We start from the raw sequence: 20,210 nt of genomic DNA on the forward strand, positions 1-20,210 counted from the left end.
AGAAATGCGGGAGATGGTTCACCATGGCACATAATGAGGCATGCATGGACGATCCGATTTCGAAGCGCCGGCAGTCGAACGCGCCACAGGTTTCGACCACCAGCGCCTGGTCGTGGTACCCCGGCCCCTCATTCGGGACGCTATAAGCCGCCCGGTGACGCGGCGCATGGTGGTCACCGACGCGGGCTTTTTCCCACGCGCTGAAAGTCACGGGCGGCGTCGGCCCTCTGGTGCGCCGGAAACGATCGTCATGCTCTGCGTTGCCGGTAGCGGATGGGTCGAGGTCGATGGGATCCGGAGCCAAGTAGAGAAGGGAACCGCGGTGGTCCTTCCCGGGAACACCGGGACGCCTCACGCTTATGGAGCATTGGCTACCGACCCCTGGACCATCTGGTGGTGTCATGTACGGGGAACGGATGTGCCCGAGCTCATCGAGGAAGCGGGCATCAGTGAAGAACGTCCCCTCATCCGGCTTGTCGCCGTCGACCGGCTCATCGCAATCCTGGACGAGATCATCACCGAACTTGAACGTGACCAGTCCCCTGCCCGCCTCATCGCCACGGCGGGTTTGGCGTGGCGTCTCCTGGCGTTGCTGGCGGTGGATCGTCGATCCCCGGAACGCGGCGCGCCCCTCGAACAGGCCATGCGGTTCCTTGAGGAGCGCATCAACGGAAGTATCCGGGTTCCTGACCTCGCGGCACTGGTCGGAGTGTCGTCGTCGCAATTGAGCAAGCTCTTCCGGGAAGCCACAGGAGGAGGAGTACTGGCGCATCACCTCGCCCTGAAGATGGCGCGGGCGAGGCTGCTGCTGGACACCACCACGCTGTCGGTCGCACAGATTGGACGCGAGATCGGCATGGATGATCAGTTCTACTTCTCGCGCCAGTTCCGTCGCGTACATGGGTCGAGCCCCTCCGCGTATCGAGCCGAGCGAAAGGGCTGACTCTGCTTATCCCTTGCTTGCGCCTGCCGTCAGGTCCGCTCTCCAGAACCGTTGAAGCCCGATCATGAGTGCCACCAGCAGGACTACCGACAGCGCCGAGCCCGTGACGACAAGTTGGTAGAACATCGGATCGCGCTGTGTCTGGGAGTTCCAGAGGGTGAGCCCGAGCGTCAGCGGGAATGTCTTCGTCTCATTGAGCATGACCAACGGAAGCAGGTAGTTGTTCCAGATGGTGACGAACTGGAACAGGAAGATGGTCACAAGCGCCGGCGACATCATGCGGGTCGCTATCGCCCCGAAGATTCGCAGGTCACCCGCGCCATCGATGCGGGCGGCCTCGATGACCTCGTCCGGGACGGCGGCATTGGCGTGGATTCGCGCGAGGTACACGCCGAAGGGGCTGACCATGCTCGGCAGCAGGACCGACCAGTACGTGCCGGTGAGGTCCACGGCGTTGAGGAGGAAGTAGAGCGGGAGGGCGATGACTGTCGCGGGGATGAGTACGCCACCCAGGATGATCGAGAACAACAGCTCCCGCCCCCTGAACACATACTTCGCGATCGCATAGCCACAGGCAGCCGACAACACGGTCGCGACCAAAGCGCCGACCGCGGAGTAGAGGATGCTGTTCAGCACCCAGGTGCTGAACACGCCGCCGTCCTGGGTGAAGACGTTCAGGAGGTTCTGCCAGGCCTGGGGCGAGTCGGTGAACCACAGCCCGAAACTGCTGAAGAGCTCCCCCGGACTCTTGGTTGCCGCAACGAGAACCCAGAGGATCGGCAGCAGGAAGTACAGGGCGGCGATGACAAGCACAGAATTGATTGCGATCGAGCTGGTCAGCGGCTGACGAATGGGGCGGTTCTGAGTTACCACGCGCGGTTTCCTTTGCGGTTTACAAGCCGGAGGAATCCGAAGGAGAAGGCGAAACCTAGTACGGCGACGATTACGGCCATAGCTGCGGCGAGGCTCGGATTGCCCTGGGAGAAGGATTGGTTGTACGCGGCGAGGTTCGGCGTGTAGTCGGAGCTGATTGCGGTGGTCAAGGGCCGGAGAACAAGCGGCTCAACGAAGAGCTGCAGAGTGCCGATGATGGTGAAGACGGTAACGAGGATGACTGAGGGGCGAACGAGCGGCAGCTTGATGCGCCACGTGATGGCCCACTCCGACGCCCCGTCGATTTTTGCAGCCTCGAACAACTCGGAGGGGATGGCATTCAGCGCTGCAATGAGAATGAACATGTTGTAGCCCGCGAAGCCCCACAGCGCGATATTCGCGATCGCGAACAGGATGCTGTTCGTGTCCAGCGGATTCACGCTGATGCCCGCTGAGGACAGGACCTGCAGGATCGGACTCGTTGCCGGGATGTACAGGAAGCCCCACAGCAATGCCGCAATCACGCCCGGTACGCCGTACGGGATGAAGAAGATGACCCGGAAGATCCGGGGGAACCGCGCGCTGGCCGAGTCGATGAGCAGAGCAAGCCCGACTGCCGTGACTACCATCAGCGGCACCTCGATTGCCGCGAATGCCAGGAGCCGTCCGAGGCTTGCGATGAAAGAGGGATTGCTCAGGGCTGCGGCGTAGTTATCGAGGAAAACAAAGGTCTTCTCAGGTGCTCCGAAACCGAGCCCGGATGCCTTCGTGGAGAAGAGACTGTCGTTGATCGCATAGATGATCGGCGCGATGAAGAACGCAGCGAACATGGCGGCGAAGGGCAGCACCAAGACCACAAGTGCCAAGTTGGAGTGCCGCCGGGACTTGCCTCGGGACGGTGCTGCCTTCTTGTTCTGGAATGTTGGGGCGGCGGTGGGGCGGGAAACCCGCCCCACCGTTCGGGTCTGACTCAATTGACCGAGATTCCCTTGTCCTTGAGCGCAGTGCTCATCTCGTCCTGCGTCTTCTCGTAAGCGCCGGTCAGCGGCGTTCCGCTCTCGACGGCAGTCTTGACGTTGTCGCTGAGTGAAGCGAACAGCGTCGAAGACAGCGGAGGCCACTGCCAGGTGTTGTCGACGTTCTTGTCCGACTCTGCGAACACGTCCCAGATGTCCTGGCCGCCGTAGAAGGCGAAGACCTCCGGATCGTCCTGAAGAGACTTGATGGATCCGGTATCGGCAATAGCCGGCCAGCCCGCGCCCACACTGGTCAGGATGCTGACACTTTCCGGGTCTGAATTGAGCCATGCTGCAAATTCAGCGGCTTCCTTCGGATTGGCCGATCCCTTGAGCACTGCGCTAGCTGAACCGCCGGCCCAGGTTGCCGAGACGTTGTCCCCGGCCTCCCACTGAGGCACAGCACCAACTGCCCACTGGCCGGCGGTGTCCGGAGCGGTACCGCGAAGAATCGCGTCGGCCCAGGATCCCGAGATCCAGGTGACCACGTTGCCGTTCTGAATGTCCGCGTTCCATTCGCTCGAGAAGTCCGCTTCGATCTTCACAAGATCCTCATCGATCATCTTTTGCCAGAACTCTGCGACCTTCAGCGTTTCGTCGTCGTTGATGGTCACCGTCCACGCATCGTTCTCCGCTGTGAACCAGTTTCCGCCTCCCTGCTGGGACAGACCGATCAGCCAGGGCGCCTGGTTGAAGGCGAATGCGGTGATGTATCGGTCGGGATCAGAAGCCCGGATCTTCTTTGCGGCTTCGTAGTACTCATCCCAGGTTGTCGGGTACTCAATGCCGAGGGAGTCGAAGATGTCTTTCCGGTAGAACTGGCCGAGAGGTCCGCTGGCCTGCGGAACTGCGTAGACGCTGTCGTTGAAGACGCCTGTCTGCCACTGCCAGGGGACGAACTTGTCCTCCTGGTCGCCGACGTACTCGGTGATGTCTTCGAGTGCGTCGTTGACCAGGAAGTCCGGGATGGCGTCGTACCCAAGCTGGACGACATCGGCAGGGTTACCAGCCTGAACGGCCGATAGCATCTTGGCGTACCCGCCATCGGGACCCGCGGTGATGGTCTCCAGAGTGACGTTCACATCGTCCTGCGAGGCGTTGTAAGCGTCCACCGCCTTGTCGATATTCGGCACCCAGGACTGGAAGGTGATGTTCACGGGACCTTCCTGTGCGGCCGGGGAACTTTCACTTCCCGGGCTGCAGGCTGCTAGGCCGCCGGCGAGGACGAGTACTACCGATGCGGCCAGCGCCGACCGTCGGCGAGAGAAATGGCTGCCGAACATGACATGCTCCTTTGCACTGCAAACAGGGAATTGAATTGTTCCAATGCGCCAAATCTAGGTCTCCGACACCGGTCCACAACATAGCGATATGCGCCCTCCCTATGGACGATCCGCTATACACAGAAGGGCCGGGTGCAATCGCACCCGGCCCTTCTGCTTCAGTCAGTCAGCTCAGCGCTGCCCTGCGGCAACGCCCAATCCCGGTGCAACGGTGGTCGCCGCTGAACTAGGTGAGGCGTCCGCCTGACCTGCAGCATTCACCGCAGCAACAGTCGCCGTGAAGCGGCCGTTCGTGTAGTCGGTGATCCGGAATCCGGACACCGGATCGGTGAAGGCCGGATCGGCAGTATCGACCGAGATCACCGTCGTGCGGCCGTTCGCGGCACGCAGCTCGATGACGTACTCCGTGACCGCAGCGCCGCCGTCGTTCTCCGGGGCAACCCAGGTGACCAACAGGGAGTCGCCGTCCATCCGCAGTGCGGGGGCTTCGGCGATTACGGACGGCAGCTCCGGCTGAACCGTCACTGGCCCGGGCGCTGCCGACACCGGTGACGAGCCCAGCGAGTTCACCGCGGTGACAGTAGCGGTGTAGTCCCCCGCGCGCAGGCCCTCGAACACCACGGAGGTAGCGTCGGCCGGGAGGTCCCGGACCGTATCGCCCTCAGGACCGGTCAGGGTGACCGTGTAACCGGTGAGCGGTGAGCCGCCGCCGCACTCCGGAGCCGACCAGCGAACGGTGACATCCCGGCCGGCAACAGCCAGCGACGGTGCGGCGGGCGCTTCCGGCGCCGAGGCGTCAGCGGACGTCGCGATGCGGAAGTTGTCCGCAATGGTGTCGCCGGTGTTCGAGTAGAGCGCAGCGAGACCGCCTGCGTGACCGGAGGTGCTCGGAACGGTGTAGGTCTCGCTCATGATCTCGGTGCCATCGGTGGTGGACAGCGTTCCGGTGAGCTGGGAGCCCTCCCGGGTCAGCGTGACCACGACGGGTTCGTTACGCGGGTGGTTGTAGGTGCTGATCGGTGCCAGGCCGGTGATGCGGTGGCCAGCATCGACCCGCGCGAACTGCCAGCGGCCGGTGTCGGACGCCTCGTTCGGGGCGAAGCGGAGCAGGTAGTAACCCTGGTCGTCGGTGCCTTCGCCATGGACGTTCGAGGCAAGGCCCACCCACTGGCGCGGGTTGTTGAGGTTCGCAACGGAGACGGTGGACGAGACCGTGTAGTGGTCCCCAAGCTCCTGCGCGCCGGCAATAGCGAGGTTGTCCAGGCCGGACGGGGCAGTGTTGCGGGCGGTTCCGTCGACGACGGCCCATCCACCTCGGGTGACCTTCCAATCGGCGCCGAGCTCACCGTTGGCGCGCTCGAAGTCGTCGGAGAAGGCAGCCTTGCCGGTCTGATCGGAGGGAACCTCGGCGCGTGCGGTCAGCCACTGGTCCGAGCTCAGCGGCTGCTCCACGATGCGGGTTTCGCCAATGCAGCCGAACCAACCGGCGGAGGGGGTGCCCCACTCGGTACCGGCGCCGAGCATCCACGGCAGGTCCGCGTGGGTGTTGATACCAAGGATGTCGCTGGTGTTGCGGAGAACCGGTGCGCCGTCGACGTAGAGCGTGGTGGTGCGGGTGCTTGGGTCATTGACTGCTGCAACGTGGATCCACTGGTTGGGCATGATCTCGCCGGACCAGTTGGTCTTGGCACCGCCCTGGCCGTTCACGCTCCACTGGACCTCACGCAGGCTGGAGATCGCGGCAAAAAACGGGGCGAGCTCGCGGTCGGCGACGGATCCGCCGCGGGTGCCGCCGCTGGCCAGCGCGGTCATCCACCGGTGGCCGTCGTATGTCCAGTCTGGGTCGATCTTGAGGAAGGTTTCGACGGTGTAGCCGTTTTCAAACCGGTTGTCATTCAGCGGTGCTGATGCTGCCGTGGCGAGGTAGCTGAGCCGGTCGGTGCGGCGGTCCGTGTTGGTGAAGCACATGCTCGTCTGCGACGGGGCGAGGCGGTGGGCATCGCTCGAGATGGTGACGTCGACCTCCTCAGCGCCGTTAATCAGCGGTGCGCGGGTGAGCGGGTTGTCGCCCGTCAGGTCGGTGACCGTGCCGCCCACGGGGAACACGTCGCCGTCGTTCCCGTCGAAGCGCCAGTGCGCCACCGTGTTGGCGGTGGTGAAGTAGTCCTCCGGGTTGCTCGGCGGTGTGACGTCTGGCCGCTCGGGTTCGGTCCAGTTCTCCAGCAGCATGTCGATTGCGCGCCGGGAGTACGAGGTGTGGTCCGCCGGCGGAGCAGTGAAGGTGGCATCGATCTCGGTGAAGCGCTTGGTCAGATCGAAGGGAACAGAGTACTGCTCATTGTCGCCGGTGAGGACTGCCTGGTCGAACTCGGTGACGGTCTCTGCGGGCTTCTGGACCACCCAGGGCGATACCTGGTTTGCGTGGATCTGTGAGTTGGTGAAGTCGAACTCGTACAGGCCGAGGTAGCCGTTCCCGCCCTGGTACGCCATCTGGTAGTCGTTGACGACCTGGAGAACGGGAGCACCGGCGTCGTTCATCTTGACGCGGTGCGCGTTGCCGTGATGGTGACCGCTCAGCGTCATGAAGATCTGGTTGTTCTTCGCGATGAGGCGGTCCCACAGCCTGTTGCCGAAAGCGGTGTCGACGGCGGTGACACCGTCAGTGCCGATGTTCAGAATCTGGTGGCTGGTAAGGATCGTGGGAAGGCCGGGGTGGGCGTCGATGACTTCCTGCGCCCACGCCATTCCCTGGTCGGATGCCTGCCAGGAGAGGGCGAGCACGAGGTACTGCTCTCCTTCCCGCTCAAACACGTGGTACTCGTGGAAGCCCGTTGCGTCCCGCCCGCCGAAAGTCGCCTGGTTCGCCGCGCGGGTCTTCGAGAAGGTGCGTGGGAAGGGCTCGGCGTTCAGGTTGCGGTTGAGCTCCGAGCACCACTCCCCACCCTCGCAGGGCGAGAGTACGTCATGGTTACCTGCCAGCACCGAGTAAGGAAGGTTCCCCGCCTCGAGAACCTTCATCGCGGCGTCGGCCACTTCCCACTGCTGGGGCTTGTTCGCCTGATCGACGACGTCGCCAAGGTGGGTCACGAACGGAATGCCCAGTTCGTCCTGGGCATCAACGAGCCAGCCGGTCTGCGCGGAGAACGGTTCCGTGCCGTAGCGGGCCTGGAACTGGCGGCCCTCATCCGAGGTGGCGTAGCGCGAGTAGAACTGGGTGTCCGGCAGAACGCCGAGAGTGAAGCTGGAAATCTGTTCCGCCGTCGCGGCGGGCTCGGCTTCCGGTGCGGCCTGAACCGGCTGGACCGGCTGCAGGACGGTGAGCCCGGCGGCCGCGGTGGCGGCGAGCAAGGCCGTCGTGAAGGCACGACGAAGTGGGGGTGTTTTGGGCATGGTGATCCTCATGTCACGGACGGGGTGCGCTCACCAGTAGTAGTTACCCCGGGTAAACAGTTGGGGCCGCGAACCTGAACGAACGGGGCCGCGCGGAGGAACGACCGGCGGGTAACTTCAGAGCAGCTTTGACACTCGTGCCGCTAGAACGCCCACGCCCCGGACCGCCCGAGCGCCACGAACACTGCGAGCGCTGCTAGGACAACATTCCCCACAACCATCTGCTTCTCACCCCGCCGCAGGTGCGTGATCATTGCACCACCATCAACAGGGCAAGCCCCGTGGCCGCCACCGGAACCAGGATGGGCGCAATCCCCGTCACCGCCGGCAGGATCAAGCCGAGCGCACCGAGCACTTCGACGACGCCGATCGCCTTGACCGCGCCGGGACTGAAGTCCTCTACCCAACCCTGTGAGCTTTCGAGCTTGCCCTTCGGTTGCGTGATCTTCATGAGCCCGGCGGCAAGAAATACCGCGGCCAGCAGCCCCCCAACAATCCACAGCACGATCTCCATGGCCCTACTTCTTCCAACCGATCACGAATGAGGCCGCGGCCCGAGCGTCACGGTGAGGTAGACGCTAGAGCTGATCCCGGCTGGAGGCAAGGATCGGCGGCTGACCCCATCGACTGCGCCGGGATGACCCGCTTGAATGAAAAAGACCCGTTCGACGACGAAAGGCACCTCATGACCCTCTACCCGGCAGACACCGTGCGAGCACAGATCCTCGCAATCCTTAATGCGTGGGGGTTGCCCGAGGACAAGGCGAAAACGACGGCGGAGGTCATGGTTGAAACGGACCTTTCCGGCGTCGATTCGCACGGCATCTCAATGCTGCCCAGCTACCAGCGGCTCATCGATCAGGGCAAACTGGACACCCGCACCGAGCCGGAAGTGACCATGAGGACGGGCGCCACCGCCGTCGTCGACGGTGGAAACAGCCTGGGCCATCCCACCATGGTGAGCGCCATGGAACTGGCTATCTGGAAGGCTCGGGAGAGCGGCGTCGGAGTGGTGGTGGTGCGCCGGTCCCTCCACTTCGGCGCGGCCGGCTACTACGCCCGGATAGCGGCGGATGCGGGTCTGATCGGGCTGGTCACCACCACCACGCGCACCAAGGCGGTGGTTCCCACCCGCGGCACCAGGCCGCTGCTCGGCACCAATCCCCTGGCTTTCGCGGCACCGAGCAGCGACCCCGACGCGCCGTTTGTCCTGGACATGTCGACAAGCACGGTGGCCGTTAACAAAGTCAAGGTGTACGACTACCTGGGGCAGGACCTACCCGCCGGCTGGGCGGTCGACGAGCACGGCGAACCGGTGACGGACTCCGCCCTCGCCTACTCCTACCTGCGGAACGAGGAACACGGCGGCCTCACTCCCCTCGGCGGCACCGAGCCGCTGGCCAGCCACAAGGGCTTCGGGCTGGCGCTGATGGTGCAGATCCTCGCGGGCGCACTGGCCGGCGCCGCGTTCGCGCCGCTAAAGGACGCGGACGACGCCGACAACATCGGACACTTCTGCCTCGCCATCAATCCGGCCTCCTTCGGCGAGCCGGCGCAATTTGCACAGTCCGTTTCGCAGATCCTCGATACGCTGCGGGCAGAACCGCCGGCCTCCCCCGATCGACCCGTCCTGGTGCCCGGAGATATTGAGCGGCAGACCCGGGCGGAGCGGGTGCAGACCGGAATCCCCCTCAGCGATGCACTCCTGTCCCAACTCAGGGAGATCTGCTCGAAGAACGGGGCTGACTTCCTGCTCGGCCCATGACGTAGCTTTGTGGGCATGGGGGACTCAGCAGAAATCTGGTCACTGGTCCATGCCGAACGCCGTCGCCTCGTTGAGGACCTGTCGGCCCTCACCCCGGAGCAGTGGAGCCGGCCTTCGCTCTGCCCGGGCTGGGACGTGCACGACGTCGTCGCGCACCTGGTCGACACCGCACGCACCAGCCGGCTCTCCTTCGTCCACGACATGATTGCCGCGCGTGGGAACTTCGACCGCGCTAACGACCTCGGCATCGTGCGGACTAAGCAGGCAGACCCGCAGGACACACTTGCCGCGCTCCAGGACGCGATGAGCCTCACCCGCACTCCCCCGGCCAACCTCGCTACCCGGTTGGTGGAGGCGGTGGTCCACGGCGAGGACATCCGCCGTCCGCTGGGCATTCCCGGGCACCACCCAGACAGTGCGGTCACCCGGGCCCTTAGGTACCAGCTGCGCACACCTGTCTCCTTCGGCGGAGGGCGCGAGCGGGCGGCAGGCTTCCGGCTGATGGACAGCGCGTCCGGTGCGGCGTGGGGGAACGGGAACGACGTCGCCGGTCCGGCTCTTGACCTTCTCCTCGCCGTGTCCGGGCGGCAGGTCGACGGCGACCGGTTCCGGGGCAGCGGTGCTGCCCGCTTCGTCACCGCCTGTGCTCCTCAGCCGGAGGCCGGCAGGTGAGTGCGCCGTCGTCGTCGGCATGGCTTGGCGGCTTGCTCGGCCGCCGTGGCCGGGCCAATTCGCCCGCCTTCTGCGACCGAACCAGCGTGTCAGGCCGCGACACGCCGCTTTCGCAGACCGTAGCGCCGAAGAACCCGGGCAATTCGGCACGCGCCCCAGAACTACGAGGGCCGGGAAAGCGCTTCCCGGCATAATGAAGACAGGACTCCCGCCCCTGCCGCCCGCTTGAACGACGACGACGCCGCGTCCCAGCACTGGCTCTTCGCCTACTTCACGCCCGAAACAGAAGCGGACGGCGAACAGGTCCGCTTCGCCGTGAACGCAGGCCCCGACGCGAAGAGCTGGACGCCCCTCAACGGCGGCAACCCGGTTCTCGTCAGCGACGTCGGCGAGCGCGGCGCCCGCGACCCGTTCATTCTGCGAGACCACCGGCGTGACAGGTTCGTGGTCCTAGCGACCGACCTGCGGGTTGCCGCGGACGGCGACTGGGACCGGGCCGAGCACCGCGGCAGCCGTTCGATCCTGGTGTGGGAGTCCGATGACCTAATCACGTGGTCCGGGCCGCGCCTGGTTCCCATCGCCTGGGAGAACGCGGGCAACGCATGGGCACCGAAGGCTTTCTGGTCCGACGAGCGGGACGCCTGGCTGGTCTTCTTCGCGTCCTCACTTCCGAACACGGCCGAGGTGGGCGGGGGCTACCAGCGCATGTTCGTCGCCGAGACCACTGACTTCTCCAGCTTCACCGCCCCGGTGCTGTACCTCGACCTGGGCAGATCTGTCATCGACGTGACGTTCCTGCAGGTCGGCGAATGGCGCTACCGCTTCTCGGCCACCTCCCGCCCCGCTGAGAGCCCCGAGGACGAGGCCCACGTCTTCATCGAGCGCGGCCGCAGCCTCCTCGACCCGAACTTCGAGCCGTGGGTCATAGCCGTCGGCAAAGGCGACATCCGGCAGGGCGAGGGTCCCGCCGTCGTGCTTCCTCCCGACGGTTCAGCGCCGCTGCTGCTGATCGACGAGTTCGGCCTCAGCGGCTACCACCTGTTTGAAGCCGCCGACCCGGATCTGCGCACCTGGAAGCACGTGCACGACGCCGTCCTGCCGCCTCGTGCGCGGCACGGTTCGTTGCTTGCCATCACCGCAGAGGAACACAGGCGGCTCACCGCCCGCTGGTGCTGAGCCTCTACTTCGCGCTCTGGCGGCGCACCATCTCGCCGATCCAGATGGGTGCGTAGGGGGACGTGCATCCCGGCGGCGTGGGGTAATCCTTGAGTACCTCGAGCCGTGCACCGATCTTTAGGGCGCGTACGCGATATTCGGCGTGCTCGATGCCGATCTGCGCCAGGCACGTGTTCATGGCCCACTGCAGCCGCTCCGGCGCGCCCTTCATCTGCGCTTCGATGATGTCGAGCAGCCCTTTCAGGTCCAGGCCCTCGGGCTTCTTGACCACGCGTTCGCTGGTCAGGGCCCAACCGGCACTGGCCACCATGGGATCTGCGTCGTCGAACCAAGACCGGCGCAGGTCCTCGGCGTGCGGCGACTTCTTCACCACGTATCCCACCAGCCAGTCCTGCACCTTCGGCGTGCGGGAGTCCCTCAACATGGCATCGAGTTCGTTTTGGGTGAACTCCTTCGGCCGGCAGATCAGGAGTGCCAACAACCGCGCAGCCGAGTCCCCGGTGATCCACAGCTTCCGAGCCAGCGCATGCTGGTTCTTCAGTCGCTTGGCTACTGCCCGGAGTTTGGTGAGGTTCACGCCGTGGTCGTCACCGTGCTTTTGGTTCACCTCACGGATCCGGGGATCCTCGAGGGCGGCCAGTTCGGCCAGCACCTCGTCCACTGAGGTCTCGGTGACCGCTGCACCTGCCATGTTGAAAGCCCCCGTCGTCGTGTCCGGATCCCAGCTTACGAGCCGCGACTTCGAGACAGAACCGGGCGAGGCCGAGTCCTTCGCGGACCGGTTTGCCCGGTTTCTGAAGCCCAAACCCCGTGTCGCCTCGCAACACGCCGCAGGAGCGGGATCCCACATACGACAACCTGGGCAATGCGGGCCGGCCAGGAGGCGCAGAAGTTTAGACCCAGACCGCCCGTTCACAGCTCGCGTACAGCCAAAGCCAAGAGTCGCCATAGTTCGCTCGCGTAGAACAGAGGTATGACATCCTCCGCCTCCCCCGGTGACAGGCGCGCCCGCCGCAGCACCGTCGTCGTACTGACGGGCATTGACGGCTCGGGCAAAACCACTGTGGCCCGTGCGCTCGGCAACCTGCTGGCACCGGAGGTGCCCACGCTCGTGCTCGCCAACTACTCCGGGCGTCGCTTGATCAAGGGCTGGACAGAACGGCTCGGCCTCACCCTTTCACCGCGGACGCTGGATGCGGTGGAGTCCACCATCCGCCTGTTCAACGTGGTGCTGAACCAGCTGCGGGCGCGTTTTTTCGACGGGGTTGTGATCATGGACCGGGACCTGTCCTGCCAGCAGGCGCTGCGGGCAGCACGCGGTCTGCCTCCGGCGCGCTTTCTTGCCGTGCTGAAACGATTGCTGCCAGCACCTGACGTTGCGCTGTTCCTGGACGTCAGCGTTGAGGAAGCACACCGAAGGATTGCGAGGCGCGGTACTGACAGCGAAACACTCGCTCACCTCAGCGCCTACCGGGACGGATACCTCAGCCTGCCGGACTTCGCCCGCTTCAATCGGATCAACGCGGACGGCCCTCTACTCAGCGTCCTGGACCAGGTGGAGGAGCAGCTCAGGCCCGCGACGGCAGGCCGTCCCCAAGCAGCTTCCCGCCGAAACCAACCAGTACCAGTCCGGTAAGCCGGTCGATGACCGCCAGCGACCTGGGGTTGGACAGCCATCGTCGTGCATAGCCGCCGCCAACGATCAGCGCTGCGAACCATGCCATGGTCAGCACGCAATGCACGCCGGCGAGCACGGCCCCCATCAGCAGTGGCGCACTCCCATCCGGCAGAAACTGCGGGATGGTGGCTATGTAGAAGACGCCCACTTTCGGATTGAGCAGGTTTGTCCCGGCTCCGATGAGCCACCCCTGCCACGAAGAACCGGTTGCTGCCGGCGCTGCGACACCGGCTGGACCATGCTGCAGACTCCCACGGCGGAAGGACTTCCAGATCATCGAGGCGCCAAGCCAGATCATGTAGGCGGCGCCCGCCATGGTCAGGACGCGGTACGCCATCTCGGAAGCGGCCAGCAGCGCCGAAATGCCCACAGCAGCAGCAACGCCCCACGTCATGGCGCCGGTGGCCACACCGAGCGCGGTGGCCCACGCGTAGGACCGGGTGCGGGTGAGTGCGGATCGCAGAACCAGGGCGGTATCGAGCCCGGGTACCAGGGTCAGCAGGCCGGCAACAACAGCGAACGCCAGGACGGCATCGAGAACGGTCACCGATTAAGGGTAGGAGATGGAGGAGATGCCTTCCGCTGGGAGGTGCGGTCCCTATATCGCTGGACTGCGTCCTTGTTGCCGCAGCGAGCTGAGCAGTAGGCTCGGCGGCCGGCACGACTGGTGTCCACGAAGACCCGACGGCAGTTGCTCTCGGCGCAGGCACCCATCCGGTGTCCGCCCGCTTCCGACAGGAACACCGCCAGGCCGCCCGCCGTCATTGCGCGCACCCGGTCAACAACGCTTTCCCCCGCATCGGCGAAGTGCATGTGCGGACGCATTCCGTCATGGGAGCTCAGGTAGACCCGTCGAACTCCCCGGTCCAGCAGGCGGTTGACCGCGTTGCAGCGCTGCTCCACATCCGGCCCCTCGAACGCTGTCCGGAGCTGGCGCGCCCAGTCCTCCAGGTCACGAACGTCTGAGGCGCCGAGACTGAGCCCGCTGAACAGGAACCGTTCCAGCAGCGATTCGACATCGCTTGCTTTCCTTCGGTCCTGTTCCATCAGATTGACCAGTTCCTCGGCCAGCCAGGCGCCCGTGATGTTGTCATGGTTGAACTGCATAAACCAATGACAGCACAGTAAGTGCATCCCACTGCTTCCCCAGGAGTCCTCCAACCGCTATGAATACCGTTGTGCCCGTAAACCGTGCAGTACAAACCCGCACCGTGCGGACTCTTTCCGTAGCGCAGGTCTTCTCCGGCCTGGGCAACGGGTCCACCCTTGCCCTGGGTTCGATCCTTGCCGTGGACCTGTCCGGTTCGGAGGCCTGGGCAGGTGCGGTCAACACCGCGCTGACCCTCGGGACGGCGTTCACTGCCATTCCGCTCTCCCAGCTCGCGGTGGCGAGGGGACGCCGGGTTGCGTTGACAACGGGTCTTGCTGCCGCCGTCGTCGGAACCTTCCTGATGGTGGGCGCTGTGGTGACCGGGCTGTTCGCGATGCTTCTGGCCGGGTCGTTCCTGGTGGGCATCGCCTCCGCGGTGAACCTGCAGGCCCGCTTCGCCGTCACCGACCTCGCCCAGCCCGAGCACCGCGGACGTGACCTCTCCCTGGTGGTCTGGGCCATCACCGTCGGCGCGGTAGCCGGGCCCAACATGGTGGGACCGGGCGCGGTCCTTGCCGGTTGGATCGGCATCCCCGCGCAGGCGGGCCCGTTCCTTATTTCCGCGGCGGGGATGGTGGTCGGCGCACTGATCGTGGCCCTCTTCCTCCGACCTGACCCGCTGCTCACCCGACGCGAGCTCGACGGTGACAGCCCCGCCCCCAGCGGCACGCCGGCTTCCGGAGCGGACCGGAACGGATCCTGGCGGGCCGGCTGGCGAATCGTACGCAAGCATCCGACGGCGCTCGGTGCGGTGATCGCCGTCGTAGCAGCCCACGCTGTGATGGTCGCAGTGATGTCCATGACTCCGCTGCATATGCAGCATCACGCGGGTGAGGCCGCGGGTCGCCCCGACACGATAGCCCTCATCGGGTTCACGATCTCCCTGCACATTGCAGGCATGTACGCGCTGTCGCCGGTGATGGGCTGGCTCACCGACCGGATCGGTGCTGCCCGCATGGTGCTTGCGGGCATGGTTGTGCTGGTGCTCGCCATGGCGCTCACCGGGCCCTTCGCCGGAAACATGGCTGCGGTCACCGCTGGACTAATCCTTCTGGGGCTGGGCTGGTCGGCGGCGACCGTCGCCGGCTCAACCCTGCTGGTTTCCTCCCTTCCGGTCCCGGACCGGGTGCCGGCGCAGGGCTTCTCCGACGCCACCATGTCGCTTGCCGGAGCCGTGGGCAGCGCCGCGGCCGGACCGGTCATGGGACTCACCGGCTACCCCGGGGTGAGCATGATCGCCGCCGTCCTGGTGATCGCGGCCGCCCTGGCCCTCCTGCGCCTCCCGGCCGCGGCAAAGTCATCCTTCTGACGGAACTATCGCCCGGCGGCGGGGCCTCCGGGAGCTACTAGCACCCACCCGGTACGGCGAGTGCAGCCGGGAGTACACTGGGGCGCATGACCGGGCAGGATCCCGAATCCCCAGAGCTCATTGACGGCGAAATCGACACCTCCCTGCGAAGTCCGGCGGAGCGCTTCCGCACCTTCATGGGAATCCTGGTGAACACCGCCGTTGCCAACATCACCACCAGTTACCTGTGGTTCGCCCTGACCTTCTGGGCCTACCTGGAGACCCGGAACGTGATAGCAACGGGCGTGATCGGCGGTGCCTACATGCTGCTGATCGCCCTCTCGAGCGTCAGCTTCGGAACCTTCGTGGACCGCTACCGCAAGCTCTCCGTGATGCGCTTCGCCGGCGGCTTCACCCTGGTGATGTTCATGATTTCCGGCGTTCTGTACCTGCTCACGCCGCTGGAGAACCTGCTGGACCTGACCCAGCCGTGGTTCTGGGTGTTCACGGTGATCATCCTGATCGGCGCGGTCGTGGAGAACATGCGCAACATTGCCCTCTCCACGACGGTCACCATCCTGATCGAACCGGACCGACGGGCGAATGCCAACGGATTGGTGGGGATGGTCCAGGGCATTATGTTCATCATCACCTCGGTCCTGTCCGGGCTGTCCGTGGGGCTGCTCGGCATGGGCTGGACGATCGTCGTCGCGCTTGTGCTGACGGCACTGGCGTTCGTGCACCTGCTCACGCTGCGCCTGCCCGAGGAGATCCGCGCGGCCGCCTCCGATGCGCACGGCGGCTTCGACCTGCGCGGTTCCTACGCCGCCGTCATGGCCATCTCCGGCCTGTTCGCGCTGATCATGTTCTCTACGTTCAACAACTTCGTGGGCGGCGTGTACATGGCGCTGATGGACCCGTACGGACTTGAGATGTTCTCAGCGGAAATGTGGGGAACGTTATTCGCGCTCGGCTCCACCGGATTCATCGCGGGCGGCGCCCTCATCGGAAAGTTCGGCCTCGGGCCCAATCCGTTGCGCACCATGTTGCTTGCCGTCGTCGTCATGGGAATCATCGGCGCGGTCTTCACGATCCGGGAATGGGCGTGGCTCTATATAGCCGGAATCTGGCTGTACCTGGTGCTGATCCCCTTCATCGAGGCCGCGGAGCAGACGGTCATCCAGCGGGTGGTGCCGCTGCCCCGCCAGGGACGGGTGTTCGGGCTGGCCATGGCGTTCGAGTCGGCCGCCGCTCCCATCACCGCGTTCCTGATTGCCCCCATCGCACAGTTCTGGATCATCCCCTACGCCAGATCCACCGAAGGCGCCGCCCAGCTTGCCCCGCTGCTCGGCGAGGGCACCTCCCGGGGCATCGGGCTGGTGTTCCTGGTCGCGGGAATCGTCATCATCGCGGCGGCGTTGCTGGCATTCCTGACGCCGGTCTACAAACGGGTGTCAGCGTCGTATGCGGAGGCAGCCGCCGAGACCGCACCCGCCGCCTAGTGCCCGCCGCCTAGTGCCCGCTGCCTAGTGCCCGCTGCCTTGTGCCGTTGGCGCCCACGTTCTGACAGACTCTGTCCCATGACTTCTCCCCGCCCGTTCGCACAGGTCGACGTCTTCTCCCGCACCCCCTACCTGGGCAACCCGGTCGCCGTCGTCCTGGACGGCACCGGACTGAGTGACGACGCCATGCAGCGCGTCGCCCGCTGGACCAACCTCTCCGAGACCACCTTCCTCCTGCCGCCCGGCCATCCCGACGCCGACTACCGGGTCCGCATCTTCACTCCGGGCGGTGAGCTGCCCTTCGCCGGCCATCCGACGCTGGGCTCGGCGCATGCGTGGCTCGACGACGGCGGCATCCCCCAGCGCTCCGACCGCATCATCCAGGAGTGCGCCGCCGGCCTCATCGAGGTGAAGCGCGGCAACGGAACCCTGTCCTTCGCTGCTCCCGCCACGCAGCGCACGGGCGAACTTGAGGACGGCTACCTGCAGCAGATCGTCTCGGCCTTCGGTATTGAGTCCGGCCAGGTCCTTTCCCACCAGTGGGTGGACAACGGGCCGGGTTGGGCGGTCATCCGCCTGGCCACTGCGCAGGAGGTGCTGGACCTCGAACCGGACCTTTCGCAGATTCCGACGGCGATGATCGGCGCCATCGGCGCCCACCCGGAGGGTTCACCCTACGCTTTCGAAATGCGCACCTTCGCGCCCGGCGTCGGCATTTCGGAGGATCCCGTGTGCGGAAGCATGAACGCTTCGGTAGGCCAGTGGCTCACCGGTTCCGGCGCGGTGGCCGGCAGCTACCGCGTCTCGCAGGGGACAAGGCTGGGCAGGGCGGGCGACATTTCGGTGACCGCCGACGACGACGGCGGCGTCTGGGTGGGCGGCGCCACCACCACCTGCTTCCGCGGAACAGCTGTTATCTGAGGCAGCCATCTGGCCTGAATAAAGCAGAATGGCCCCCACGCGAGGGGCCATTCTGCTTACTCTCTGGTTATTCGGTTGAGGGAATAATCCAGGACTACTGGGCGGTGCCCTCATCCTTGCGGCGCCTGCCCTGACGATCGGGCTTGCCGTCGGGCCCGGCATAGATGGGCTGTCCAGCGCCCGTCGCATCAATCGCCCGCATCTCAGCGGTGTACGGTTCAGTGCTTTCCCGGGTGGCCAGCGTGAACTTCTGGTGCCCATGCTCGTCCACGGCAGCGCGGATCGAGCGGCGGATCACCGACTCCGACAGCCGCTGGCGAAGGTAAGCGGGATCCTTGTAGAGATCCTTGATGAGTGCGATGACCATGCCCAGCATCATCAGCACGATGGGCAGGGCCGCAACGATGGTTATCCGCTGCACGCCACTCAGCGCTTCAGCCGGAGTGTCTCCGCCTGCGAGCAGCATCACGGCAGCGACGGCTCCGATCAGCGTGCCCCAGAACACCACCACGGGCCTGGAGGGTTCGAGCGTGCCCCGTGAACTCATGGAGCCCATGATGATTGACGCCGAGTCTGCTCCCGTGATGAAGAAGATGGACGTGAGCACCATCGCAAGGACGGCCAACCCGATCGTGACCACCTGCGGAACGTTGAGGTTGTTGAACATCGCGAAGAGCGCGCCGTCGAACGAGATGGTGGGAACGCCGTCCACGATCTGTGCGATGCCGTCGGAGGGGTCGCTGGTGGCATCAGCCTGACGCTGGATGTCGATAGCTGTTCCACCAAAGATCGCGAACCAGATCACCGAGACCAGGGAGGGAACTACCAGAACCCCGGTGATGAACTGACGAATGGTGCGTCCGCGGGAGATACGAGCGACGAACATGCCGACGAAGGGCGTCCAGGAAATCCACCAAGCCCAGTAGAAGACAGTCCAGCCGGACAGCCACTGACGCATGGCTTCGTCTCCGGATGCCTCAGTACGGGCAGCCATTGAGGGGAACTGCTCGGCAAAGGCTCCCAGCGCCGTCGGAATCAGGTTGAGGATGAACAGCGTGGGGCCGACCACGAACACCACGATCGCGAGCACAATGGCGAGCAGCATGTTGGTGTTGGCGAGGTACTGGATACCCCGCTCCAGGCCGGAGACGGCCGAGGCAACAAAGCAGACCGTCAGCACCGCAATGATCGCAACGAGCAGCCAGGTGCTGACCTCGCCAACCACTCCGTTGAACTGCAGGCCGCTTCCGATCTGCATGGCTCCGATGCCCAGTGACGTTGCGGATCCGAAGAGCGTGGAGAAGATCGCCAGGATGTTGATGAACTTTCCACCGACGCCATTCATTGCCTTGCGCCCGAACAGGGACACAAAGGCTTCCGAGATCAGGTTCTTACGCCCCATGCGGAACGTGCTGTAGCCGATCGCTAAACCTACTACTGCGTAAATGGCCCAGGGATGCAGCGTCCAGTGGAACATGGTGGTGGCCATTGCGGTTTCCACTGCTTCAGGCGTCTGCCCATCGGCCGTAGCCGGCGGTGGGGAAATGTAGTGGTACAGCGGCTCGGCTACACCGTAGAACATGAGCCCGATGCCCATTCCGCACGCAAACATCATGGCGATCCAGGATGAGGTGCGGAACTCGGGGCGTTCGCCGTCCCTGCCCAGCGGGATGTGCCCGAACCGCCCTGCCGCTACCCAGATCACGAACAGAAGGAACAGGCTGCCCAGCAGGACGAAGATCCACCCCGTGCTTGCCAGCACCCAGTTCAGCGCGCCCTGGGATACGGTCGACAGGCTTTCCGTGTCCGCGAATCCCCAGACAACGAACGCGAGAACCAGGGCACCTGTGACGGCGAAGATGGTCTTGTCGAGGCCTCGCAGGCCCCACCGCAGGTTCGACGTCGGGACTCCACGCCGTCCTTGAGTTCGGTGAGGATTTTCGCCTCTTCAGCTTCGGCATGATGCAGATGGTCAGTGCAGTCAACCGGCGGCGCCCCGGTCACCTCTGAAAGCTCTGCGTCGATTTCCGCAGAAACCTCTGCGTCGGTTGGAATGTATCCAGTGCTCATGAAATCTCTTTCGACTCTTGGAAACAAGAGAGAACGCCTTCGTCCTCCCCATCAGCCGGTAATGGCCTAGTCGCAAATTGAACGTACTGTTCATTGTGGGCTAGATCACAAACCAATACAAGTGTTTTACAAAATTTTGTACGTAGCGTTCATCTATTGAACGCAGCAAGCCGAGTGGGCGTTACTTGACTTGCGTCGGCGCCGGCGCCGTGGGCATGGCTGGTGCCGCCTTAGCGCGGGCAAGCCGCGCCAAGGCCGCTACCGCAATGGAGACCCATACGCCGTTCAGCAACACGAAGGCCCAGGCTTCGTTGTGGAACGCGTTCACGATAAGTCCGGCCGAACCGAACAGATTGCAACTCTGGAACAGCACTCCGTTCCTGATCCAGCCCAGCGAGAATGCGGCATATCCGCCCAGCACCAGCACCGCACCAAGCCAGCCGGCGATGTCAGCCAAGACAGCCATCGGTCCCCCACTTTCCC

At 64.8% G+C, this 20,210-nt stretch carries 17 protein-coding genes and 1 pseudogene; 8 read left to right on the top strand and 10 right to left on the bottom strand.

Going from position 1 to position 20,210, the window contains the following annotated elements:
* Nucleotides 1–40: 40 nt before the first annotated feature.
* Nucleotides 41–943, top strand: a complete 903-nt coding sequence (locus GC088_RS13620) for a helix-turn-helix domain-containing protein (protein ID WP_323959531.1) — start codon at nt 41–43, stop codon at nt 941–943.
* A 6-nt stretch (nt 944–949) separates the two neighbouring features.
* Here the strand turns inward: GC088_RS13620 and GC088_RS13625 are convergent, their stop codons facing one another.
* From GC088_RS13625 to GC088_RS13645, 5 genes are all read right to left on the bottom strand, one after another.
* Nucleotides 950–1,816, bottom strand: a complete 867-nt coding sequence (locus tag GC088_RS13625; RefSeq protein WP_323959532.1) for a carbohydrate ABC transporter permease — start codon at nt 1,814–1,816, stop codon at nt 950–952.
* A complete protein-coding gene (locus GC088_RS13630; RefSeq protein ID WP_323959533.1) occupies nt 1,810–2,790 on the bottom strand; it encodes a carbohydrate ABC transporter permease in 981 nt (326 codons plus the stop codon). Before GC088_RS13630 ends, GC088_RS13625 begins: the two co-directional genes overlap by 7 nt.
* A complete protein-coding gene (locus GC088_RS13635) occupies nt 2,787–4,115 on the bottom strand; it encodes an ABC transporter substrate-binding protein (RefSeq protein ID WP_323959534.1) in 1,329 nt (442 codons plus the stop codon). Before GC088_RS13635 ends, GC088_RS13630 begins: the two co-directional genes overlap by 4 nt.
* A gap of 171 nt (nt 4,116–4,286) precedes the next feature.
* Nucleotides 4,287–7,505, bottom strand: a complete 3,219-nt coding sequence (locus GC088_RS13640) for a fibronectin type III domain-containing protein (protein ID WP_323959535.1) — start codon at nt 7,503–7,505, stop codon at nt 4,287–4,289.
* Between the two features lie 250 nt (nt 7,506–7,755).
* Nucleotides 7,756–8,019 (bottom strand): DoxX family protein, encoded by a 264-nt coding sequence (locus tag GC088_RS13645; RefSeq protein ID WP_323959536.1) that lies wholly within the window; start codon nt 8,017–8,019, stop codon nt 7,756–7,758.
* 123 nt (nt 8,020–8,142) lie between these two features.
* Between GC088_RS13645 and GC088_RS13650 the strand changes: the two genes are divergently transcribed.
* From GC088_RS13650 to GC088_RS13660, 3 genes are all read left to right on the top strand, one after another.
* Entirely contained in the window at nt 8,143–9,270 is a 1,128-nt protein-coding gene (locus GC088_RS13650) for an Ldh family oxidoreductase (protein ID WP_323959537.1), read from the top strand.
* A 15-nt stretch (nt 9,271–9,285) separates the two neighbouring features.
* Complete coding sequence (locus tag GC088_RS13655; protein WP_323959538.1) at nt 9,286–9,942, top strand: maleylpyruvate isomerase family mycothiol-dependent enzyme; 657 nt, start codon at nt 9,286–9,288, stop codon at nt 9,940–9,942.
* A gap of 225 nt (nt 9,943–10,167) precedes the next feature.
* The gene (locus GC088_RS13660; RefSeq protein WP_323959539.1) at nt 10,168–11,118 is read left to right on the top strand and encodes a glycoside hydrolase family 43 protein; all 951 of its coding nucleotides are present in this window, start codon (nt 10,168–10,170) and stop codon (nt 11,116–11,118) included.
* Between the two features lie 4 nt (nt 11,119–11,122).
* Here the strand turns inward: GC088_RS13660 and GC088_RS13665 are convergent, their stop codons facing one another.
* Entirely contained in the window at nt 11,123–11,809 is a 687-nt protein-coding gene (locus GC088_RS13665) for a DNA alkylation repair protein (RefSeq protein ID WP_323959540.1), read from the bottom strand.
* A gap of 282 nt (nt 11,810–12,091) precedes the next feature.
* On the opposite strand from GC088_RS13665, the gene GC088_RS13670 reads away from it, so the two are divergent.
* On the top strand, nt 12,092–12,754 hold the full coding sequence (locus tag GC088_RS13670; RefSeq protein ID WP_323959541.1) for a nucleoside/nucleotide kinase family protein: 663 nt from the start codon (nt 12,092–12,094) through the stop codon (nt 12,752–12,754).
* Here GC088_RS13670 and GC088_RS13675 read toward each other — a convergent pair.
* Both GC088_RS13675 and GC088_RS13680 read right to left on the bottom strand, forming a co-directional pair.
* Complete coding sequence (locus GC088_RS13675) at nt 12,687–13,343, bottom strand: LysE family translocator (RefSeq protein ID WP_323959542.1); 657 nt, start codon at nt 13,341–13,343, stop codon at nt 12,687–12,689. The genes GC088_RS13670 and GC088_RS13675 overlap by 68 nt on opposite strands.
* A complete protein-coding gene (locus GC088_RS13680) occupies nt 13,340–13,903 on the bottom strand; it encodes a CGNR zinc finger domain-containing protein (protein WP_323959543.1) in 564 nt (187 codons plus the stop codon). Before GC088_RS13680 ends, GC088_RS13675 begins: the two co-directional genes overlap by 4 nt.
* Nucleotides 13,904–13,962: 59 nt before the next feature.
* Here GC088_RS13680 and GC088_RS13685 point away from each other — a divergent pair, with 59 nt between their 5' ends.
* From GC088_RS13685 to GC088_RS13695, 3 genes are all read left to right on the top strand, one after another.
* The gene (locus GC088_RS13685) at nt 13,963–15,255 is read left to right on the top strand and encodes an MFS transporter (protein ID WP_323959544.1); all 1,293 of its coding nucleotides are present in this window, start codon (nt 13,963–13,965) and stop codon (nt 15,253–15,255) included.
* A gap of 86 nt (nt 15,256–15,341) precedes the next feature.
* Nucleotides 15,342–16,736 (top strand): MFS transporter, encoded by a 1,395-nt coding sequence (locus GC088_RS13690; RefSeq protein ID WP_323959545.1) that lies wholly within the window; start codon nt 15,342–15,344, stop codon nt 16,734–16,736.
* Nucleotides 16,737–16,814: 78 nt separating this feature from the next.
* Nucleotides 16,815–17,657, top strand: coding sequence for a PhzF family protein (locus GC088_RS13695; RefSeq protein ID WP_323959546.1), 843 nt, complete (start codon nt 16,815–16,817; stop codon nt 17,655–17,657).
* A 94-nt stretch (nt 17,658–17,751) separates the two neighbouring features.
* Here GC088_RS13695 and GC088_RS13700 read toward each other — a convergent pair.
* Together GC088_RS13700 and GC088_RS13705 are read right to left on the bottom strand one after the other, a co-directional pair.
* Nucleotides 17,752–19,727, bottom strand: a pseudogene (locus tag GC088_RS13700) (BCCT family transporter).
* A gap of 181 nt (nt 19,728–19,908) precedes the next feature.
* Nucleotides 19,909–20,193, bottom strand: coding sequence for a CBU_0592 family membrane protein (locus tag GC088_RS13705; protein ID WP_323959547.1), 285 nt, complete (start codon nt 20,191–20,193; stop codon nt 19,909–19,911).
* Nucleotides 20,194–20,210 lie beyond the last annotated feature (17 nt).

This window comes from Arthrobacter sp. JZ12, from assembly GCF_035189165.1.
Lineage (GTDB): Bacteria > Actinomycetota > Actinomycetes > Actinomycetales > Micrococcaceae > Arthrobacter_D.

Coding starts and splice junctions, on each gene's coding strand:
- GC088_RS13665 (WP_323959540.1), bottom strand. CDS start 11,809: ATGGCAGGTGCAGCGGTCACCGAGACCTCAGTGGACGAGGTGCTGGCC.
- GC088_RS13650 (WP_323959537.1), top strand. CDS start 8,143: ATGACCCGCTTGAATGAAAAAGACCCGTTCGACGACGAAAGGCACCTC.
- GC088_RS13640 (WP_323959535.1), bottom strand. CDS start 7,505: ATGCCCAAAACACCCCCACTTCGTCGTGCCTTCACGACGGCCTTGCTC.
- GC088_RS13685 (WP_323959544.1), top strand. CDS start 13,963: ATGAATACCGTTGTGCCCGTAAACCGTGCAGTACAAACCCGCACCGTG.
- GC088_RS13645 (WP_323959536.1), bottom strand. CDS start 8,019: ATGGAGATCGTGCTGTGGATTGTTGGGGGGCTGCTGGCCGCGGTATTT.
- GC088_RS13635 (WP_323959534.1), bottom strand. CDS start 4,115: ATGTTCGGCAGCCATTTCTCTCGCCGACGGTCGGCGCTGGCCGCATCG.
- GC088_RS13620 (WP_323959531.1), top strand. CDS start 41: ATGCATGGACGATCCGATTTCGAAGCGCCGGCAGTCGAACGCGCCACA.
- GC088_RS13690 (WP_323959545.1), top strand. CDS start 15,342: ATGACCGGGCAGGATCCCGAATCCCCAGAGCTCATTGACGGCGAAATC.
- GC088_RS13705 (WP_323959547.1), bottom strand. CDS start 20,193: ATGGCTGTCTTGGCTGACATCGCCGGCTGGCTTGGTGCGGTGCTGGTG.
- GC088_RS13680 (WP_323959543.1), bottom strand. CDS start 13,903: ATGCAGTTCAACCATGACAACATCACGGGCGCCTGGCTGGCCGAGGAA.
- GC088_RS13695 (WP_323959546.1), top strand. CDS start 16,815: ATGACTTCTCCCCGCCCGTTCGCACAGGTCGACGTCTTCTCCCGCACC.
- GC088_RS13670 (WP_323959541.1), top strand. CDS start 12,092: ATGACATCCTCCGCCTCCCCCGGTGACAGGCGCGCCCGCCGCAGCACC.
- GC088_RS13655 (WP_323959538.1), top strand. CDS start 9,286: ATGGGGGACTCAGCAGAAATCTGGTCACTGGTCCATGCCGAACGCCGT.